Origin of the sequence: Candidatus Arthromitus sp. SFB-rat-Yit, assembly GCF_000283555.1 — a bacterium.
GTDB lineage: Bacteria > Bacillota > Clostridia > Clostridiales > Clostridiaceae > Dwaynesavagella.
On sequence record NC_016012.1, the window covers coordinates 386,602 to 403,182 of the forward strand.

Here is a 16,581-nt window from a genome sequence, read left to right on the forward strand (position 1 = left end):
GAGATATTATTTTCCGGGGGGAACAGTATATGGTAAAGAATATGGTGATGTTGTGCGTAAGTCTTTTGCTTTTAGTGTTTTTAATTACGAATAAAGTTTCAGCACTCAAAGATCCTACACAGGAGTATTATAATGATAGTGGAATATATTTTTTGAATAGTATTAGTATTGACAAACTTAGGGATAATTTTGTGGATAAGTTTGTTGTTTTAGATGCTGATACTGAAAAAAATAATATTTTGATAAAAGAGAATAAAGAATTAAATAATAGGATCAAAAAGAGGTTAGATGAAATAAAAGTTGATATTGGAAATAATATATGGAAAGAGATTAGAGGATATAAAAACGAAATAAATGATAAGAAGATATCTACAAGAAATAAGATTAAGCAGTTGATAAATGATCAAAAACGGATTTTAGAAAATGAAAATTATAGTGATGAGTCACTTTCTAGATTTATAAATATTCTTATAGATACTCAGAAACTTAGACGGGAGAGTATTGAATTTGAGAAGATACATTTAAATAAAATAAATGCTTTGATATTATGAGAGTAAGGGTAAATTTTTGCCATTACTCTTTTGTTTTATTAATAATTTTAATTGTGAGGAATGTAAAATATGGTGTGTATAATATCTCCTTCTCTTACTATGAAGGAAGTAGATGATAGTTACAATAATTTAACTATGCCGACCTATATTGAAAAAGCTAAGGAAATAGTTTATAAAATTAATTCGTTGAGTGATGAAGAGATTAGAAATATAATGGGGATAGATGGTGAATTATTAAAAATTAATAGATGTAGATATAAAAAATTTAAATTTGATTTAAATGGGAATCCTGCGATTTTATCTTACACAGGAACTGTATATAAGAATATTAATGCAAATGTATTTGATAATGAAGAGATAGAGTTTTGTAAAGATCATATAAGAATTTTAAGTGGAGTTTATGGGATTTTAAAACCTTATGACAGTATATACGAGTATAGATTAGAATTTAAAACTAAAGTGAAGATTGGAGAGTTTAAGGATATTTATGCATATTTTGGAAAATGTATTTATGATGATCTTGTAACGTATGATAATGAAATATTAAATTTATGTTCAAATGAATATAGTAAGGCTATAATTCCATATTTGAGTGAAAAAGATGAGTTTGTAACATGCAGTTTTAAAATTAAGAAGAATAATACCATCAAATCTTATGCTATGGACTCTAAGATAACAAGAGGTAAAATGGTTAATTTTATCGTAAAAAATAAGATTAATAGATATAAAGATTTAAGGGAATTTAATGAAAATGGGTATAGTTTTAATGAAACATTATCAAATAAGAATGAATATATATTCACAAAATAGAGGTACTCAATTATGAGTACCTCTATTTTAAAATTATGTCTAACATTAATAGTAGTAGGAAGCCGAAAACAAAACCAGCTGTACCAAAATTTTTATGTGAGTTTAAATTATATTCAGGTATGATTTCATCTACAACCGTTATTATAATTGTTCCGGCAGCAAAGGCTAATATTATAGGCATAAAATCTGAGAGTATATTTGATAGAAGTACGCCTATTATTCCACCAATGGGCTCAAGAAGTCCTGGGATAGATCCAAGTAAAAATGATTTTAGGTTTGAATATTTTTCGTTTTTAAAAGGTATTGATAGAGCAAATCCTTCTATAGAATTTTGTAATACCATGGATAAAGATAATGCAACAGCCCCTGCAAAACTTCCTAGATTTTCAGATCTAGTTAGGGAAAAAGCAATACCTATGGAAATTCCTTCTATTAAATTTCTTAAAGCAGAGGATAAGATGAGTAATACTTTCTTTTTTGAAGATATTGTTATAGGTAGTTGTATTTTTAAAATTATATTGGATATGAATCTATCTAATAACTTAAGGAAAATAGCTCCTAATATGAAACCAAAAGATATACCAAGCAAATTATTCAATTTATTTTTAGATAATTCAGTTGCTGGTATTATTAGTGACCATATAGATGATGAGATCATGATTCCAGCAGTAAAACCCAAAAATATTTTATAATACTTTATATTTAAATTGTTTTTCATAAAAAAGATGCAAGATGCACCTAATATAGTAGAAATCATCGCAAATATTGTACTTATTAATGAAAGAACTAAAGGTGAAAATGTATCCATTTCAATATTAAATACTCCCAATAATTATTTAGAAAGTTAAGAAAATAAATTTTATATTATAGTATTAATGTGGATTATATTTGTTACTTGAAGTGAGAGTTTTATATAGTGAGTATTTTGATTGAGTTTTAAATTTTGGATGTGTACAAAAAAAACATGAATAGATTAACAAAATATTAATTGGAATACAAAAATAATAATATATTATTAAAAAATATGTTTTAATAATATTGAATTATTAATTTATTGGTTTGATTTTTTAATTTATAATGTTATAGTATAAGTGGACCTTGCTAATGGTAAATGTTTTAAATAAATAATTAGATTAAAGCTAGAATCATCGTAATCATATTTATGTGATTTACTTGTTTGGTTTGTATTTAATTTGGTTTTAAATTTTTAGGAGGTTTTCATGAACAGTAGATTAAATAGGTTTTTGGGAGTAATGGTTCTTGGATGCGTTTTGACAGTTAGTTTTCCAAAAGCTGAACCGCTACTTGTTAGTGAACAAGATGGACAGTATAGTAATAATGAAGAGATTGCAGAGATTATTTATGATAAGATAGTCAATGGAGAGACGTCTATTAATATTTCAAACGATATTGATTTAGATATAAGGCCTGATATTGATGTTAAAGAAGTAGATGAAAGTAATATAGCACCTAGAAAAGTAGATTCTAATCAGGAATTAGGAAGTAAAATTGCTGATTTTGCGAAAAGTTTAGTTGGAAAGCCTTATGTATACGGTAGGACGGGACCGAATTCATTTGATTGTTCTGGATTTGCTGTGTATGTATATAAAAGTTTTGGAATTAATATTCCGAGGACTAGTCAGGCACAAGCATATGTAGGAAGTAGGGTGAGTAAGGGTGATCTTAAACCTGGAGATTTAGTATTTTGTAACACTTACTCATCTTTATCACATGTAGGAATTTATATTGGAGATGGTAAAATTGCACATGCAGCAAATACAAGTACAGGTGTTACTATTTCTGATATAATTGGTGGATATTATGGTTCTAGATATGCGTGGGCGACAAGACCTTATTAAGTTAAGTGATACTTTTTTAAAGTATCACTTTTTATTTTTTAATTATATTATAAAAAAAACCACATATATATTTTATATAAAATTTATATGGAGGGATAAAATGAGATATAGAAGAACTATTAATAGAAAAAATGCCAGGAATGGTGAGTTGGTTAAATTTGTTATATCTTTTGTTCTAGTTTTGTCATTATCGTTATTTATTTCTGCTAATATAGCTAGTTTAATATATAAAAGTAGTACATATGAAAAGTTAGAAATTAATTTTAATAACGAAGATAATAAAACTATAGTTAAAGATAGTGAAAAAATAGGAGAGGAGAAGATGGAAAATTACTCTAAGACTTTATTGAGTAATAACATAGTGTTATTTCAAGGGGGGGTATTTAATGATTTGGATAATGCGGAAGAATTCAAGAAAAAAATTGATAATAAAACACTATCGAGTATTGTAAATGATGGAAAGTATGAAAGAGTAATTTTGGGTATATCTTATAAGGATAATTTTTTAGATATGGTAGATTTTTTAAAGAGTAATAATATTCAATTTGTAAAACAAGTTTATAAAATACCTGTTAACGTTGAGTATAATGAAGAAATTTTAAAAATCTTAGAAGCATTTTCCGATTTTATTTTAGAAGAGGGCAAAAATATTTTAAAGGATAAGGTAGATATAACGAAACTTAAAGAGGTTACTAGCACTTTGGATGTAGACTATGGTAAAAGGGGATCTTATGAACTGTTTAATGAGTTGAAAGAATCAATACTTGATTTAGAAGATAGTGCAGAAAGAGAAGAATTAGAAAGTATATTTAATCTCATATATTTAAGTTTTGCTAATTATAAGTCATAGTGTAAAAAAGTGTATAATTTTGCAAAAATATATCCATTAATGTTTATTTATGCTTGTTAAAATTATTTCTAAATGATAAAATAATAATTAAATTTTGTGCTTTATACTACGTTAACATAAAGTGATGTTCTGCCAATTTTATCTAGTTATACAAAAAAATACAAAAATTGTATATGAATTGAATAATAATAAATAAAAATGTAACAATATTTAAAGAAATAATGTGATAGTGTTCTATGTAGAAATAAAAATATAGTTGTATTTTATTGAATTAAGTTTTATTAAGAATGATTGTTTTATTTGAAAGGAGATAATTTATGGGATTGTTTGGCATAAGTAAAGATATGGGAATAGATCTGGGTACTGCTAACACTCTTGTGTATGTTAAAGGGAAAGGTATAGTGCTGAGAGAACCATCAGTAGTTGCTATAAATGATGTTACAAAAAGAGCTTTAGCTGTAGGGAGAGAAGCTAAGCAGATGATCGGAAGAACCCCAGGGAATATCATAGCTATAAGACCTTTAAAAGATGGCGTTATAGCTGACTTTGAAGTTACCCAAACTATGCTTAAAAAGTTTATTGAAAAAGTAACTTCAAAAAGTATATTAGCTAGCCCAAGAATAATTGTGTGCTTCCCATCAGGTGTTACAGGAGTTGAAAAAAGGGCTATTGAGGAGGCAACAAAACAAGCAGGTGCCAGAGAGGTTGTTTTAATGGAAGAACCTATGGCTGCTGCAATAGGTGCAGGATTACCAGTCGATGATGCTACAGGTAGTATGATAGTAGACGTTGGTGGTGGAACTACTGAAGTAGCTGTTATATCATTAGGTGGTATTGTTACAAGTAAATCGTTAAGGATTGCTGGAAATGAATTAGATCAATCCATAACTAGCTATATAAAAAGAGAATTTAATTTAATGATTGGTGAAAGAACTGCCGAACAAGTAAAGATGGAAATAGGATCTGCATTTCAATTAGATGAGGTAGAAAGAGTAATAGATATAAAAGGAAGAGATCTTATTACAGGACTACCTAAAACCATAAAAGTTACAGAAGATCAAATAAGAGATGCTTTAAAAGAGCCAGTATCTGCAATAATTGATTCTATAAAAACTACTCTTGAAAAGACACCTCCTGAGTTGGCTGCGGATATTATGGAAAAAGGTATAATGTTAGCTGGAGGTGGAGCTTTATTAAGGAATTTAGATGCTTTAATAAATCATGAAACTCATATGCCAGTACATATTGCTGAGCAGCCCTTAGACTGCGTAGCATTAGGAGCAGGAAAAGCATTAGAAAATTTTGATAGAATAGCTAAAAATCAAAGAGGACATTAAGAATGAAATGAAGTTTATAAAAAATAAAATAAATCTTATAATATCATTATTAGTAATAATTATGATAGTTCTTATATTGTTTTCTTCTCAGAGAAGTAGTAAATCATATATTGAAGGTGTAACAGGAGATATAATGAATCCTGTACAGAAGGTTATATATAGCGTATCTAAATATATATCTGATACATATTATGGTATGATTCATTATTCAGAGTTAACAAATAAAGTTAAGGAATTAGTTGAAGAAAATGGGGAATTAAAATCTAAAATTATTGATTATTCTGGATTAAAGGAAGAAAATGATAAATTAAGAGATGTACTAAATTTAAAAGATAGATTAGAAGATTACACATTTATAGGAGCTAATATTATAGGAAGAAATGATGTACATTCTAATAATTACATAGTGGATGTTGGTATGGATGATGGACTTGAGAAAGGTATGATAGTTGTTGCTAATGGAGGTCTATTTGGAATGATTACATCCGTATCTAGTAATTGGAGCATTGTATCTCCTATTAATAACGGAAGTATATCAATAGGAGGTATAGTTAAGAGAACCAATGGGAGCAATGGGATAGTGAAAAAATACAAAAACTCTGTAGGAAATTATGTTTTTAAAATGGAGTATTTACCTATAGATGAAGATGTAGTTGAAGGGGATATTATAATTACTTCTGGTTTAGGGGGAGTATACCCATATGGAGTAGTTATTGGGGAAGTTATATCTATAGAAGATGACAAGAGAAATTTGAGTAAAAGTATATTAATCAAATCGCATGTAGATTTTGATTTTGTAAATAACCTGTTTATTGTAACTCCAAAGAATAAATATAAGGTAGAATATTGATAAAATGAGATTTGTGGTATTATTTGTTTTATCTGTATTTTTTTTCATATTAGATATATCATTAATCCCTATTATTGCTACAAATGGCGTATATACGAGTTTGGCTAACATATATTTTCTTATGTGCTGTATGAATATTGAAAAACATGAAGTTGTGTATTTTTCTCTTATTATAGGATTTTTTCAAGATATTTTTTTTACTAATGGATTTGGTTTTAATATATTTTTAAATATTAGTTTAGGTATATTATTTTATTATGTGGCTATGAAATGCAATAAAAATAAATATTTTTTATCTGTATCAATTATATCTATATTTTCTGCACTTAGAAGCTTGATTACAAGTATATTTTTAAGTATATTTTTAGGTATAGGTATTAATTGGTTATATTTGATTTATGAGTTAATTCATATATTTATTTTTTCAGCCTTCATATATTTATTATTAAACAAAATGTTTAAAGGGAAACTATTTAGGAAGTCATTAGAATTTTAATTAATGGAGGGATTAAGATAAATATAAAACATAGAAGTAGTACAGATTATAGATATTTGGTAATTATTATATCTATGTTTGTACTTTTTTTTATTATAATAATTAGATTATTTAACCTTCAGATTTTAGGATTTGAAGAAAATTTAAAATTAGCTACCTATTATTCCCAAAGACAAGTATCGATAAGAGCATCCAGGGGTGAAATATTAGATAAAAATGGTGAAATTCTTGCTACTAATGTTGAAAGTTATATATTAGAATATTCGAGTATAAATAATAACGATAGTTTTTTTGATGTGATTACGGAAGTATTAGATATATTGGATAAAAATGGTGAAGATTTATATAATACTTTTGAAATAAAAGTTGATCCTTTTAGATTTGAATTTTCGGGTATGTCCGATTCAGAAGTACGAATAAAGGAGCTTAGATTTAAAAATGATAGAGGATATTATGAAAAGTTAAAAAGAAACTATTTTGGATCTATTAGAGATTTAACGGATAATCAAAAAAGAGAGTTAGAAGATAATATTATAAATATAAAAGCAGAAGATATGTTTTATGATCTTGTTAAAGAATATGACTTATATAAATTATTAGATAATCAAAATGAAATGAAGTCTAGATCTGGAAAAGAAATATATGATGAATTAATTAAAAAGTTTACTGCTAAGCGTATAAGGGATTATGTTTTCATAAAAGACAGCATTAAGATGAATAGTTTTTCGGGATTTAATCCTATAATATTAGCAATTGATTTAAATAAAGAAACGGCTTTTGAAATAATGCAAAAGGAAGTTATGTTAAGTGGAATTACAGTTTCACCTAGATCTATAAGGTATTACCCGGAAGGAGAATTTGCATCTAGCATTATAGGGTATATAGGTTCTATAGATGACTCTCAAAAAGAAAAGTATCAAAAAGAAGGTTATAATACTTCTTATGATACAATTGGTAAAGCTGGTATAGAATCTATATTTGAGTCTAGTTTGAGGGGGAAACATGGAAGTAATATTATAAAGGTTGATAATAATGGAACTAAAAAAGAAGATATTATGCAAATTGATCCAATAGCTGGAGATAATATTTATTTAACTATAGATAAAAAATTACAAAAAGTAACTGAAAGAGCTTTAAATGATGTAATGCTTGGTTTGCAAAACACAGGTAATAAACATGGAACAGGACTTGATACTAGTAATGCAACACGTGGTGCTGCTGTTGTTATTGATGTTAATAATGGAGATGTACTATCATTAGTTTCATTACCCAATTATGATCCTAACGTATTTATTAATGATGAAAATATGACATCTGAGATAAGAGAGAAGTATTTTGCAACAGACCTTAAAAATTTTGGAGAAAAATACATAGAGGATAGGAAATTAGATGTAAATGTAGATGAATTATTTCCATTATTAGACAAAAACGATCCAAATAGTTTAAGGGAAGATCCAAATGATATATATCCTAAAGTGTTTTTTAATTATGCTACACAAGGTTTAATACCACCAGGATCTACATTCAAACCTTTAACGGCAATAGCTGCACTTGAAGAGGGGGTTGTTACTCCTAATGAAACTATAAAAGATAATTTAGTATTTGAGGCTTATAATAACAAATGGACAAATCTTGTTAATTATACACTTGGAGATATTGATGTTAGAGATGCATTAAGATCATCAAACAACCATTATTTTTATCAAGTTGCGTATAGAATGTATAATCAAGAAGGACTTTCAAATAAAGAAGGATTGGATATATTAGCTAATTGGGCATGGCAATTTGGATTAGGTAGACCTCCCAACACAACAAATTATGTTTCTACAACAGGTATAGAATTAATAGAGACTACGGGTCAAATATTTAATTTACAAAGCATGAAATCAAATATAGTTGCGTTATCAACATACAATATAATAGATATTTTGAATAAAGGAGAATTTGGAAGATATACATTTAAACCTATAGATATATCTAAAAAAACCACTGATAGTGAAAAATTATCAAAATTAAAGAAGGAAATTAAAGACCTTGTAAAGAACATATTAAATGAAGATTTGCCAATAGATGTAGATAAAGAGATATTAAATGAGAGAATAGAGTATTTAAATTCAAATTTAAATACGTTATTTTTAGATATAGTTAATTATTATAATGAAGAGTTTAATACTGAGTATATAGATGAAGATGTTAAAAATATGACTAATGCAATAACAGAATATACGATGTATTCGTTAAGAACTGAAATTTATACACCAGGGAATGTAATAAATGCTTCTATAGGTCAGGGAATGAGCTTGTTTACACCTATACAGCTTGCTAATTACATCGCAACTATCGTTAATGGAGGCATAAGATATAAATTAAATTTGGTAGATAAGATAGTGGATATTAATAATAATATGGTTAAAGAGTATAAACCGGAAATATTAGACAAAGTTATTTTAAAACCTGAAAATGTGGATGCTGTAATAGAGGGTATGAGGAGAGTTACTAGAAGTGGTAGCACTGCGAGTGTTTTTACTAATAATCATTATTTTCCTATTGAAACAGGTGGTAAAACGGGTACTGCAACGTTTAAAGAGAATGGTATGCAAGAAAAAGTTGGTAGAGCAGCATATGGAGTATTTGTTGGATTTGCACCTATAGATAATCCAGAAATAGCTGTATGTGTAGTAATATATGATGGTGGTCATGGGTATTTCAGTTCTTATGTAGCTAGAGCAATATTTGAAGCGTATTTTAAGGATGAATTACAAAAAAATTATCCAAAATATGTTCCGATGTTTCCTTACGCATATACTTTAATGGATTAATTTTTGGAGGGAAGTTTTATGGATAGCAATGGAGTTAAAATTAGGGGTATTAAAGAAGGATTAGAGATAATATTTGATGATGAAAGATATACATATGATAAATTAGCTGTTGAGTTAATAGATAAGATGAAAGGAAATTTAAGATTTTTTCGAGAATCTTCTATAAAGCTTATTATAGATTTTAATAAAATTGACAATGATATTCTTAAAGATATAAGGGAATTTTTTGAGAAGGATTTAAACGTAAAAGAATTTACATTAGAAGACAAAAACAGTTACTATATAGAAAATAGTACATATTTTAGTGGGATTGATGAAGGAAAGACGAAATTTATATATAAAACAATTAGAAGCGGTCAAAAAATATTTTTTAATGGGAATATAGTTGTGATAGGGGATGTAAATAGTGGCGCTGAAGTTATATCTACAGGTAATATAATAATTTTAGGTGAACTTAAGGGTAGAGTACATTCAGGATTTAATGGAAATGATAAAACAATAATTGCAGCATTTAAATTATCTCCAGAAATTTTACAGATAAGTGATATTGTTTCCACATCTCCGGATGGAGATAATCCAAGATATCCAGAAGTAGCTAAATTAAAAAATGGTTGTATTGAGGTAGAGCCATATAGTATAAATAAATATGTATATTAGCAAAAAATTCCATATTTAATTTATAATATATTAATTAAATATTTAATATTATAACGATATAGTTAGTGGGAGGTACATTATGAGCGAATCAATAGTTATAACGTCAGGGAAAGGTGGTGTTGGTAAAACTACAACAACTGCAAATATTGGAACTGCACTTGCTTCTTTTGATAAAAGTGTAGTGGTTGTTGATGGTGATACAGGGTTACGGAATTTAGATGTATTAATGGGATTGGAAAATAGGATTGTATATACATTACTGGATGTTATTGAAGGTAAGTGTAAGCTTAAACAGGCAATAATAAAAGATAAGAGATTTAATAGTTTGTATTTATTACCTACAGCTCAGACTAGAGATAAAAATGATATAACGACTAAACAAATGCAAAAGTTAGTTAATGAGTTAAAGCAAGATTTTGACTATGTTTTAATAGATTGTCCAGCAGGTATTGAACAAGGATTTGAAAATGCAGTTATAGGTGCTGATAGAGCTATAGTTGTAGTTAATCCTGAAATAACATCTGTTAGAGATGCTGATAGAGTTATAGGTAAATTAGATGCAAAAGGGTTAGATAGACATCAATTAATAATTAATAAGTTAAATTATTCTATGACTAAAAAAGGTGATATGTTAGATGTAGATGATATAATGGAAACTTTATCTATAAAGTTATTAGGAGTTGTACCTGATGATAAAAATATAACTATATCTACTAATAAAGGTGAGCCTGTGGTGTTGTCGAATAAATCTAGAGCTGGCAATGCTTATATAAATATTGCGAAAAGACTAATGGGAGAAGAAGTTCCATTTATGAATTTAGTAGAGAGTAATAATATACTAAAATCATTGATTAATATATTTAAGAAATAATATGAGTGGGGGCGACATAATTGATTAGATTACTGCATAATAGACCTTTACCAAAAGACATCGCTCGAGATAGATTGAAAGTTATAATAATAAATGACAGAGAGGGAATAACACCATATATTTTAGATATAATTAGGAGTGAGATATTAACAATAATTTCGAAATATATTAATATTGATACAAATAAGGCTACGTTTGATTTGATTAATAATTCGTATAATGATAATAAACAAAATCACTCTTCGTTAGTAGCAAAAATTCCTTTATATAGAAATAGTAAGTAAAGGTGGATTTTATTGAAACATATTTTATTTAAGTTTCGGCAAACTAGGAAAATTGACTTTATTCTTTTAATTAGCGTTATAATTTTATGTTTATATGGAGTAATAAATATATTTTATGCTACTAATTTTAGTTCGGCAAGAAAGCAATTATTATTTGTTGTTATATCGTGCATTACTTTATATATAATATTATTTATAGATTATTCTTATATTAAAAAAATTATTCCTATTATTTATTTTTTTAATATAGGTTTATTGATATTTACTAAATTATTTAGTGATAAGATTAATGGAGCTAATGCATGGATACAAATAGGTAATTTCACATTACAACCTGCAGAGTTTATGAAGATTTCTTTAATATTGATGATCTCAAAAACTATAGATGAGAGTAGCGATAAAATAAATGATAAAAAATATATGTATAAATTGGCATATTATATTTTATTACCATTGATTTCTATTATTATACAGCCTGATATGGGTATGACTATAGTTTGTTTTATAATGAGTATAGGAGTGCTATTTATATCCGGTGTAAATATAAAAATATTTTTTGCAGGTTTACTTTTGAGTATATTTTCTATTTTATTGGTCTGGGATACTAACTTATTACCTGAATATTGGAAGAGTAGGATTGTATCTTTCTTAAATCCTTCATTAGATTCTATGGGAAATGGATTACAAGTTTCTCAATCAAAAATAGGAATAGGTATAGGTGGAATTATTGGTAGAAACGGTAATAGTAGCTATGTTTCACAGTTTGTACCTGAGCCTCAGAATGATTTCATATTTTCTATTATAGGTGAATATTGGGGGTTTTTGGGTTCGATTTTATTGTTAATTGTATATGTGATTATAATAATTAGAATATTGAAAATAGCTCGTTCAGCTAAAGATAAGTTTGGTGAATTATTCTGTATAGGTATGGTTTTTTATATTTTGTACTCTGTATTTCAAAATATAGGTATGACTATAGGATTGATACCAGTAACTGGAATTAATTTACCTTTTGTAAGTTATGGAGGTAGTTCTATATTAAGTAATATGATAGGAATTGCTATAGTTTTAAATATTAATATGAGGAAACAGAGTATAGTTTTTGTAGATTAGTAATTATATTATATATTTAAAATATATTTATATAAAATAATTAATATATTTTAGGTATCTTTATGAACTATTTCAAAATGCTAAAAAAATTTTTACTTATTCTATTGCATAATTTATTTATAATAGAAAGTTATGAATATGTATTATTTTCGTTAATGGCTATATTTATACATGAAATTGCACATTTAGTGTTTTTGAAATCAAATAGAACATGTAATATTAAGCTAGATTATAATATATTAGGTTTTAATATAAAACTAGATAATGATGGGATATCGGATAATAAATTGATAATGACTTATTGTATAGGAAGTTTATCGAATATATGTTTAGGAATATTGCTGATATTAGTACAAATATTATTTAGTGTGACTATATTCGAAAAGTTTATTATAGTAAATTTAATTATTGGATTTATTAATTTTTTACCTGCATTTCCGTTAGATGGATCAAATATACTAAGGATTATTTTGTTTAAAGTTACTAATTATAAAGTATCAAATATTATAAGTATTTATATTAGTTATTTAATAGGTTTTGGTTTATTAATTTATGTATTTATTTTTAATTACTTAATAGGATTTAATATTAATTATTTGATTTTATGTATAATTATATTTTTAAGTACATCTACTGAATTTAATAAATTTAATAAATTTAATAAATTTAAGGTTAATAATAAATTTAAGGTTAATAATAAATTTAAGTGTAAAGTTACTGTAATATCATTTGAGTTATTGGATAGAACAACATTGATTGATATTATTAAATTATATATTAAGTATGATATAACTATATTTTATGTTGTTAATATGGAATCTGAAATTATAGTATTATATGTAAAAGATGTTATTGAATATTATAAAATATATGGTAATATAAGCATTTTGGAATTCTATAAATATTTAACTTGAATTTACTGTTTTAAGATAATTTTGATATTATTTTGGTAAAGTGGTATTGAATGGATATTTAAGACCACTTTTTAAATTTTTTATTTTGTGAATTAGGTATTTAATTAGGTTGCATAATATAAGGGAATATGCTATAATTAAGTATATATCCGCACTTATTTAGGTTTTTTAAAATGTACTACCTAATGAGGCGAGTCTTAGTTTATTGAGGAGGATTTTTAGTGATGCACGCTATTATAGAAACGGGTGGAAAACAGTATAGAGTTAAAGAAGGAGATACTGTATATATTGAAAAATTAGATTTGGATGCAAATTCATCTAGTGAGTTTAATAGGGTATTGGCTGTGTTTGATGATAATAGCACTAAAATTGGCAGCCCATTTGTAGAAGGGGTTAAAGTTAAGTTTACTGTTGTTGCACATGTAAAGGGTAAAAAAATAATTGTTTTTAAATATAAGGCTAAGAAGGACTATAGGAGAAAAAATGGTCATAGGCAACCATACACAAAGATTATAATTGATAAAATTGAGTGTTAATTAGTGATAAATGTAGAATTGATATATAATGAAGATAAACTTTTTGGATTTAAGGTTTATGGTCATTCGGGATATGATGTATCAGGAAGGGATATTGTTTGTGCTGCAGTTTCTTCTGTTACGCAGAGTGTTATAGTTGGATTAGATAAGGTTATTTGCAATAAGTTTTATTTACGTATTGATAATAAAAAACCATTAATTCATGTTGATGTATCTAATTATAATGAAGAAGATATGGAAAAGGCACAGATACTGTTACAAACTTTTAAATATACACTAAAAGAATTAGTTGATGAGTATAAGGATTATGTAAAAATAGAAATGAAGGAGGATAAAAAGGATGAAATTTGATATTCAATTGTTTGCATCTAAAAAAGGTGTAGGTAGTTCTAAGAATGGTAGAGAGAGTCATTCAAAGAGATTAGGAGTTAAAAGATCAGATGGTCAGTTTGTTTTAGCTGGTAATATATTGATGAGGCAAAGAGGTACTAAAATACATCCAGGTTTTAATGTAGGATTAGGTAAAGATCATACTCTTTTTGCAAAAGTTGATGGTGTTGTGAGATTTGAGACATTTGGTAAAGATAGAAAAAGAGCTAGTGTTTATCCAATTGAAGTTACTATATAGATTTAAATTGTTTGTTTAAGGGATGATTAATTGATGTTAATCATCCTAATTTTTTAATTAGAATTATTTAAAGGAAGTTAAAGGTATGTTTATAGATATAGCTAAGATTTATGTTAAGTCAGGAAAAGGGGGGGATGGCTGTGTTTCTTTTAGAAGGGAAAAATATGTTCCACTAGGTGGTCCTGATGGTGGTGATGGAGGTAAAGGTGGAGATGTTGTATTTGAAATTGATCATAACATAAATACTTTAATTAATTTTAAATATAATAGAAAATTTTTAGCAGAAAATGGGGAAAATGGAGGAACTTCTAAATGTTATGGCAAAGATGGTAAAGATGTTGTTATAAAAGTCCCAGAAGGAACAATTTTAATACATTCTGAAAGTGGTAAGGTTATAACAGATTTATCTGGTGAGAATAGGAGGTTTGTATTATTAAAAGGTGGTAAAGGTGGGAAAGGGAATTGTAAATTTTGTACTCCAACCAGACAAGCTCCAGATTTTGCTGAGCCTGGAATGCCTCATGATGAAATGAATTTGATTTTGGAGCTTAAGCTTATCGCTGATGTTGGATTGATTGGATTTCCTAATGTTGGAAAATCAACTTTAATTTCAAAGATAACTAATGCTAGACCTAAAATTGCTAATTATCATTTTACAACATTACATCCAAATTTGGGAGTTGTTGACTATAAAGGCATAAATGGATTTGTTGTTGCAGATATTCCAGGAATAATTGAAGGGGCAGCAAAGGGTATTGGTATTGGATTAGAATTTTTAAGACATATTGAGAGAACTAGGGTACTTGTACATATATTAGATGTTTCAGGAATTGAGAGAAGGGATCCTATAGAAGATTTTAAGCTTATTAATAGTGAACTTGAGGAGTATAGCAATGATTTAATTAATAGACCTCAAATTGTTGTTTTAAATAAAAGTGATATGTTGTATGAAGGGAGAGAAAAAATTCAGAAAATTAAGAAATTTCTTGAATCTCTTGGATTTAATGATGTGTTTGAAATTTCTGCACTAACTGGAGAGGGACTAGTAGATTTAGTTAGGAAAATAAAGAAATTGGTTGATGAAACACCAAAGGTTATTTTGAATTTTGAAGATGATGAAATGTATATTTTTGAACCTAAAAGGTTTAGTTATACTATTTCAAAAGAAGTTAATGAATTCGGTGATAATTATTATTTGGTTACTGGAAGTTTTGTTGATAGGTTGCTTAGTACTGTGAATATTTATAATTTCAGTTCACTTAGATATTTTCACAAGGTTCTTACTAATAAGGGGGTAATTGACGAACTTAAGTCTATGGGAGTACAGGAAGGCGATATGGTTAGATTAAATAATTTTGAATTTGAATTTATAGGATAAATATTTTAATCGGGGTGTTTGAATTGAAGATAGGGGTTTTAGGTGGTACATTTAATCCAGTACATAATGGACACATCAATATAGCTAATAAAATATATAATAAATTCAGGTTAGATAAAGTTTTATTTCTTTTAAATAAAATACCACCTCATAAAGATTGTAAAGATATTTTAAGTGATGATGTTAGGCTTGAAATGTTAAAAAGAGCTATTAAATGTTACGATTATTTTGATATTGAGTATTATGAGTTGAAAAATGATTATGTATCTTATACGTATGAAAGCCTGGAATATTTAAAAAATTGTTTTGGTAATAGCGAATTATTTTTTATAATTGGTTCGGATAATTTAATTAATTTTGGAAATTGGAAGAAAATTGATAGTATATTTAAAAGTGCAGTGATTGTGGTTTATTTGAGAGATAATAACCATCTAGAGCGTATTTTAGATATTAAAAATTATTATAAATATACTTATGATGCGCATATAGAGATTTTTTTGGGAGATATAATTGATGTATCTTCAACTGAAGTTAGAGAAAAAATCACTAAGGGTGAGGATATTTTTAAACTTGTGCCAAATAGTGTTTATGACTATATTATTTCAAAAAAATTGTATTTGGAGTGAAG

Annotated in this window: 20 protein-coding genes and 1 other annotated feature; of the genes, 19 read left to right on the forward strand and 1 reads right to left on the reverse strand. The window is 26.9% G+C overall.

Going from position 1 to position 16,581, the window contains the following annotated elements; genetic code table 11:
- Positions 1-29 precede the first annotated feature (29 nt).
- Together RATSFB_RS01820 and RATSFB_RS01825 are read left to right on the forward strand one after the other, a co-directional pair.
- The gene (locus tag RATSFB_RS01820) at positions 30-551 is read left to right on the forward strand and encodes a hypothetical protein (protein ID WP_014094346.1); all 522 of its coding nucleotides are present in this window, start codon (positions 30-32) and stop codon (positions 549-551) included.
- 99 nt (positions 552-650) lie between these two features.
- A complete protein-coding gene (locus RATSFB_RS01825) occupies positions 651-1,361 on the forward strand; it encodes a YaaA family protein (RefSeq protein WP_242821409.1) in 711 nt (236 codons plus the stop codon).
- 22 nt (positions 1,362-1,383) lie between these two features.
- On the opposite strand, the gene RATSFB_RS07560 is transcribed toward RATSFB_RS01825, so the two are convergent.
- On the reverse strand, positions 1,384-2,118 hold the full coding sequence (locus RATSFB_RS07560) for a ZIP family metal transporter (protein ID WP_371136979.1): 735 nt from the start codon (positions 2,116-2,118) through the stop codon (positions 1,384-1,386).
- Here RATSFB_RS07560 and RATSFB_RS07445 point away from each other — a divergent pair.
- The 17 genes from RATSFB_RS07445 (at position 2,069) to nadD (ending at position 16,579) form a co-directional block, all read left to right on the forward strand.
- Positions 2,069-2,209: a hypothetical protein gene (locus RATSFB_RS07445; protein ID WP_242821410.1), complete on the forward strand. Its 141-nt coding sequence runs from the start codon at positions 2,069-2,071 to the stop codon at positions 2,207-2,209. The genes RATSFB_RS07560 and RATSFB_RS07445 overlap by 50 nt on opposite strands.
- Before the next feature lie 372 nt (positions 2,210-2,581).
- Entirely contained in the window at positions 2,582-3,220 is a 639-nt protein-coding gene (locus RATSFB_RS01835; protein WP_014094350.1) for a C40 family peptidase, read from the forward strand.
- Between the two features lie 100 nt (positions 3,221-3,320).
- Entirely contained in the window at positions 3,321-4,070 is a 750-nt protein-coding gene (locus RATSFB_RS01840) for a hypothetical protein (RefSeq protein ID WP_044035494.1), read from the forward strand.
- Between the two features lie 317 nt (positions 4,071-4,387).
- Complete coding sequence (locus tag RATSFB_RS01845) at positions 4,388-5,407, forward strand: rod shape-determining protein (protein ID WP_014094352.1); 1,020 nt, start codon at positions 4,388-4,390, stop codon at positions 5,405-5,407.
- A gap of 7 nt (positions 5,408-5,414) precedes the next feature.
- Positions 5,415-6,257: a rod shape-determining protein MreC gene (gene mreC, locus RATSFB_RS01850; RefSeq protein ID WP_014094353.1), complete on the forward strand. Its 843-nt coding sequence runs from the start codon at positions 5,415-5,417 to the stop codon at positions 6,255-6,257.
- Between the two features lie 4 nt (positions 6,258-6,261).
- A complete protein-coding gene (locus tag RATSFB_RS01855) occupies positions 6,262-6,753 on the forward strand; it encodes a hypothetical protein (protein WP_014094354.1) in 492 nt (163 codons plus the stop codon).
- Between the two features lie 74 nt (positions 6,754-6,827).
- Positions 6,828-9,572 carry a penicillin-binding transpeptidase domain-containing protein gene (locus tag RATSFB_RS01860; protein WP_014094355.1) on the forward strand — a complete coding sequence of 915 codons (2,745 nt, stop codon included), beginning with the start codon at positions 6,828-6,830 and terminating at the stop codon, positions 9,570-9,572.
- Positions 9,573-9,590: 18 nt separating this feature from the next.
- A complete protein-coding gene (minC, locus tag RATSFB_RS01865; protein WP_014094356.1) occupies positions 9,591-10,229 on the forward strand; it encodes a septum site-determining protein MinC in 639 nt (212 codons plus the stop codon).
- 79 nt (positions 10,230-10,308) lie between these two features.
- Positions 10,309-11,100: a septum site-determining protein MinD gene (minD, locus tag RATSFB_RS01870; protein ID WP_014094357.1), complete on the forward strand. Its 792-nt coding sequence runs from the start codon at positions 10,309-10,311 to the stop codon at positions 11,098-11,100.
- Positions 11,101-11,120: 20 nt separating this feature from the next.
- Positions 11,121-11,384, forward strand: a complete 264-nt coding sequence (gene minE, locus RATSFB_RS01875) for a cell division topological specificity factor MinE (protein ID WP_014094358.1) — start codon at positions 11,121-11,123, stop codon at positions 11,382-11,384.
- Positions 11,385-11,396: 12 nt separating this feature from the next.
- On the forward strand, positions 11,397-12,497 hold the full coding sequence (rodA, locus tag RATSFB_RS01880; protein WP_014094359.1) for a rod shape-determining protein RodA: 1,101 nt from the start codon (positions 11,397-11,399) through the stop codon (positions 12,495-12,497).
- Between the two features lie 77 nt (positions 12,498-12,574).
- The gene (locus RATSFB_RS01885; protein ID WP_242821411.1) at positions 12,575-13,411 is read left to right on the forward strand and encodes a site-2 protease family protein; all 837 of its coding nucleotides are present in this window, start codon (positions 12,575-12,577) and stop codon (positions 13,409-13,411) included.
- A 137-nt stretch (positions 13,412-13,548) separates the two neighbouring features.
- Positions 13,549-13,619: a sequence feature (ribosomal protein L21 leader region), on the forward strand.
- 16 nt (positions 13,620-13,635) lie between these two features.
- The gene (gene rplU, locus RATSFB_RS01890; RefSeq protein ID WP_014094361.1) at positions 13,636-13,947 is read left to right on the forward strand and encodes a 50S ribosomal protein L21; all 312 of its coding nucleotides are present in this window, start codon (positions 13,636-13,638) and stop codon (positions 13,945-13,947) included.
- 3 nt (positions 13,948-13,950) lie between these two features.
- A complete protein-coding gene (locus RATSFB_RS01895) occupies positions 13,951-14,298 on the forward strand; it encodes a ribosomal-processing cysteine protease Prp (RefSeq protein WP_014094362.1) in 348 nt (115 codons plus the stop codon).
- Positions 14,288-14,575 (forward strand): 50S ribosomal protein L27, encoded by a 288-nt coding sequence (gene rpmA, locus RATSFB_RS01900; RefSeq protein WP_014094363.1) that lies wholly within the window; start codon positions 14,288-14,290, stop codon positions 14,573-14,575. Before RATSFB_RS01895 ends, rpmA begins: the two co-directional genes overlap by 11 nt.
- 85 nt (positions 14,576-14,660) lie before the next feature.
- Entirely contained in the window at positions 14,661-15,953 is a 1,293-nt protein-coding gene (obgE, locus tag RATSFB_RS01905; protein WP_014094364.1) for a GTPase ObgE, read from the forward strand.
- Between the two features lie 14 nt (positions 15,954-15,967).
- A complete protein-coding gene (gene nadD / locus RATSFB_RS01910; protein ID WP_014094365.1) occupies positions 15,968-16,579 on the forward strand; it encodes a nicotinate-nucleotide adenylyltransferase in 612 nt (203 codons plus the stop codon).
- Positions 16,580-16,581: the final 2 nt, after the last annotated feature.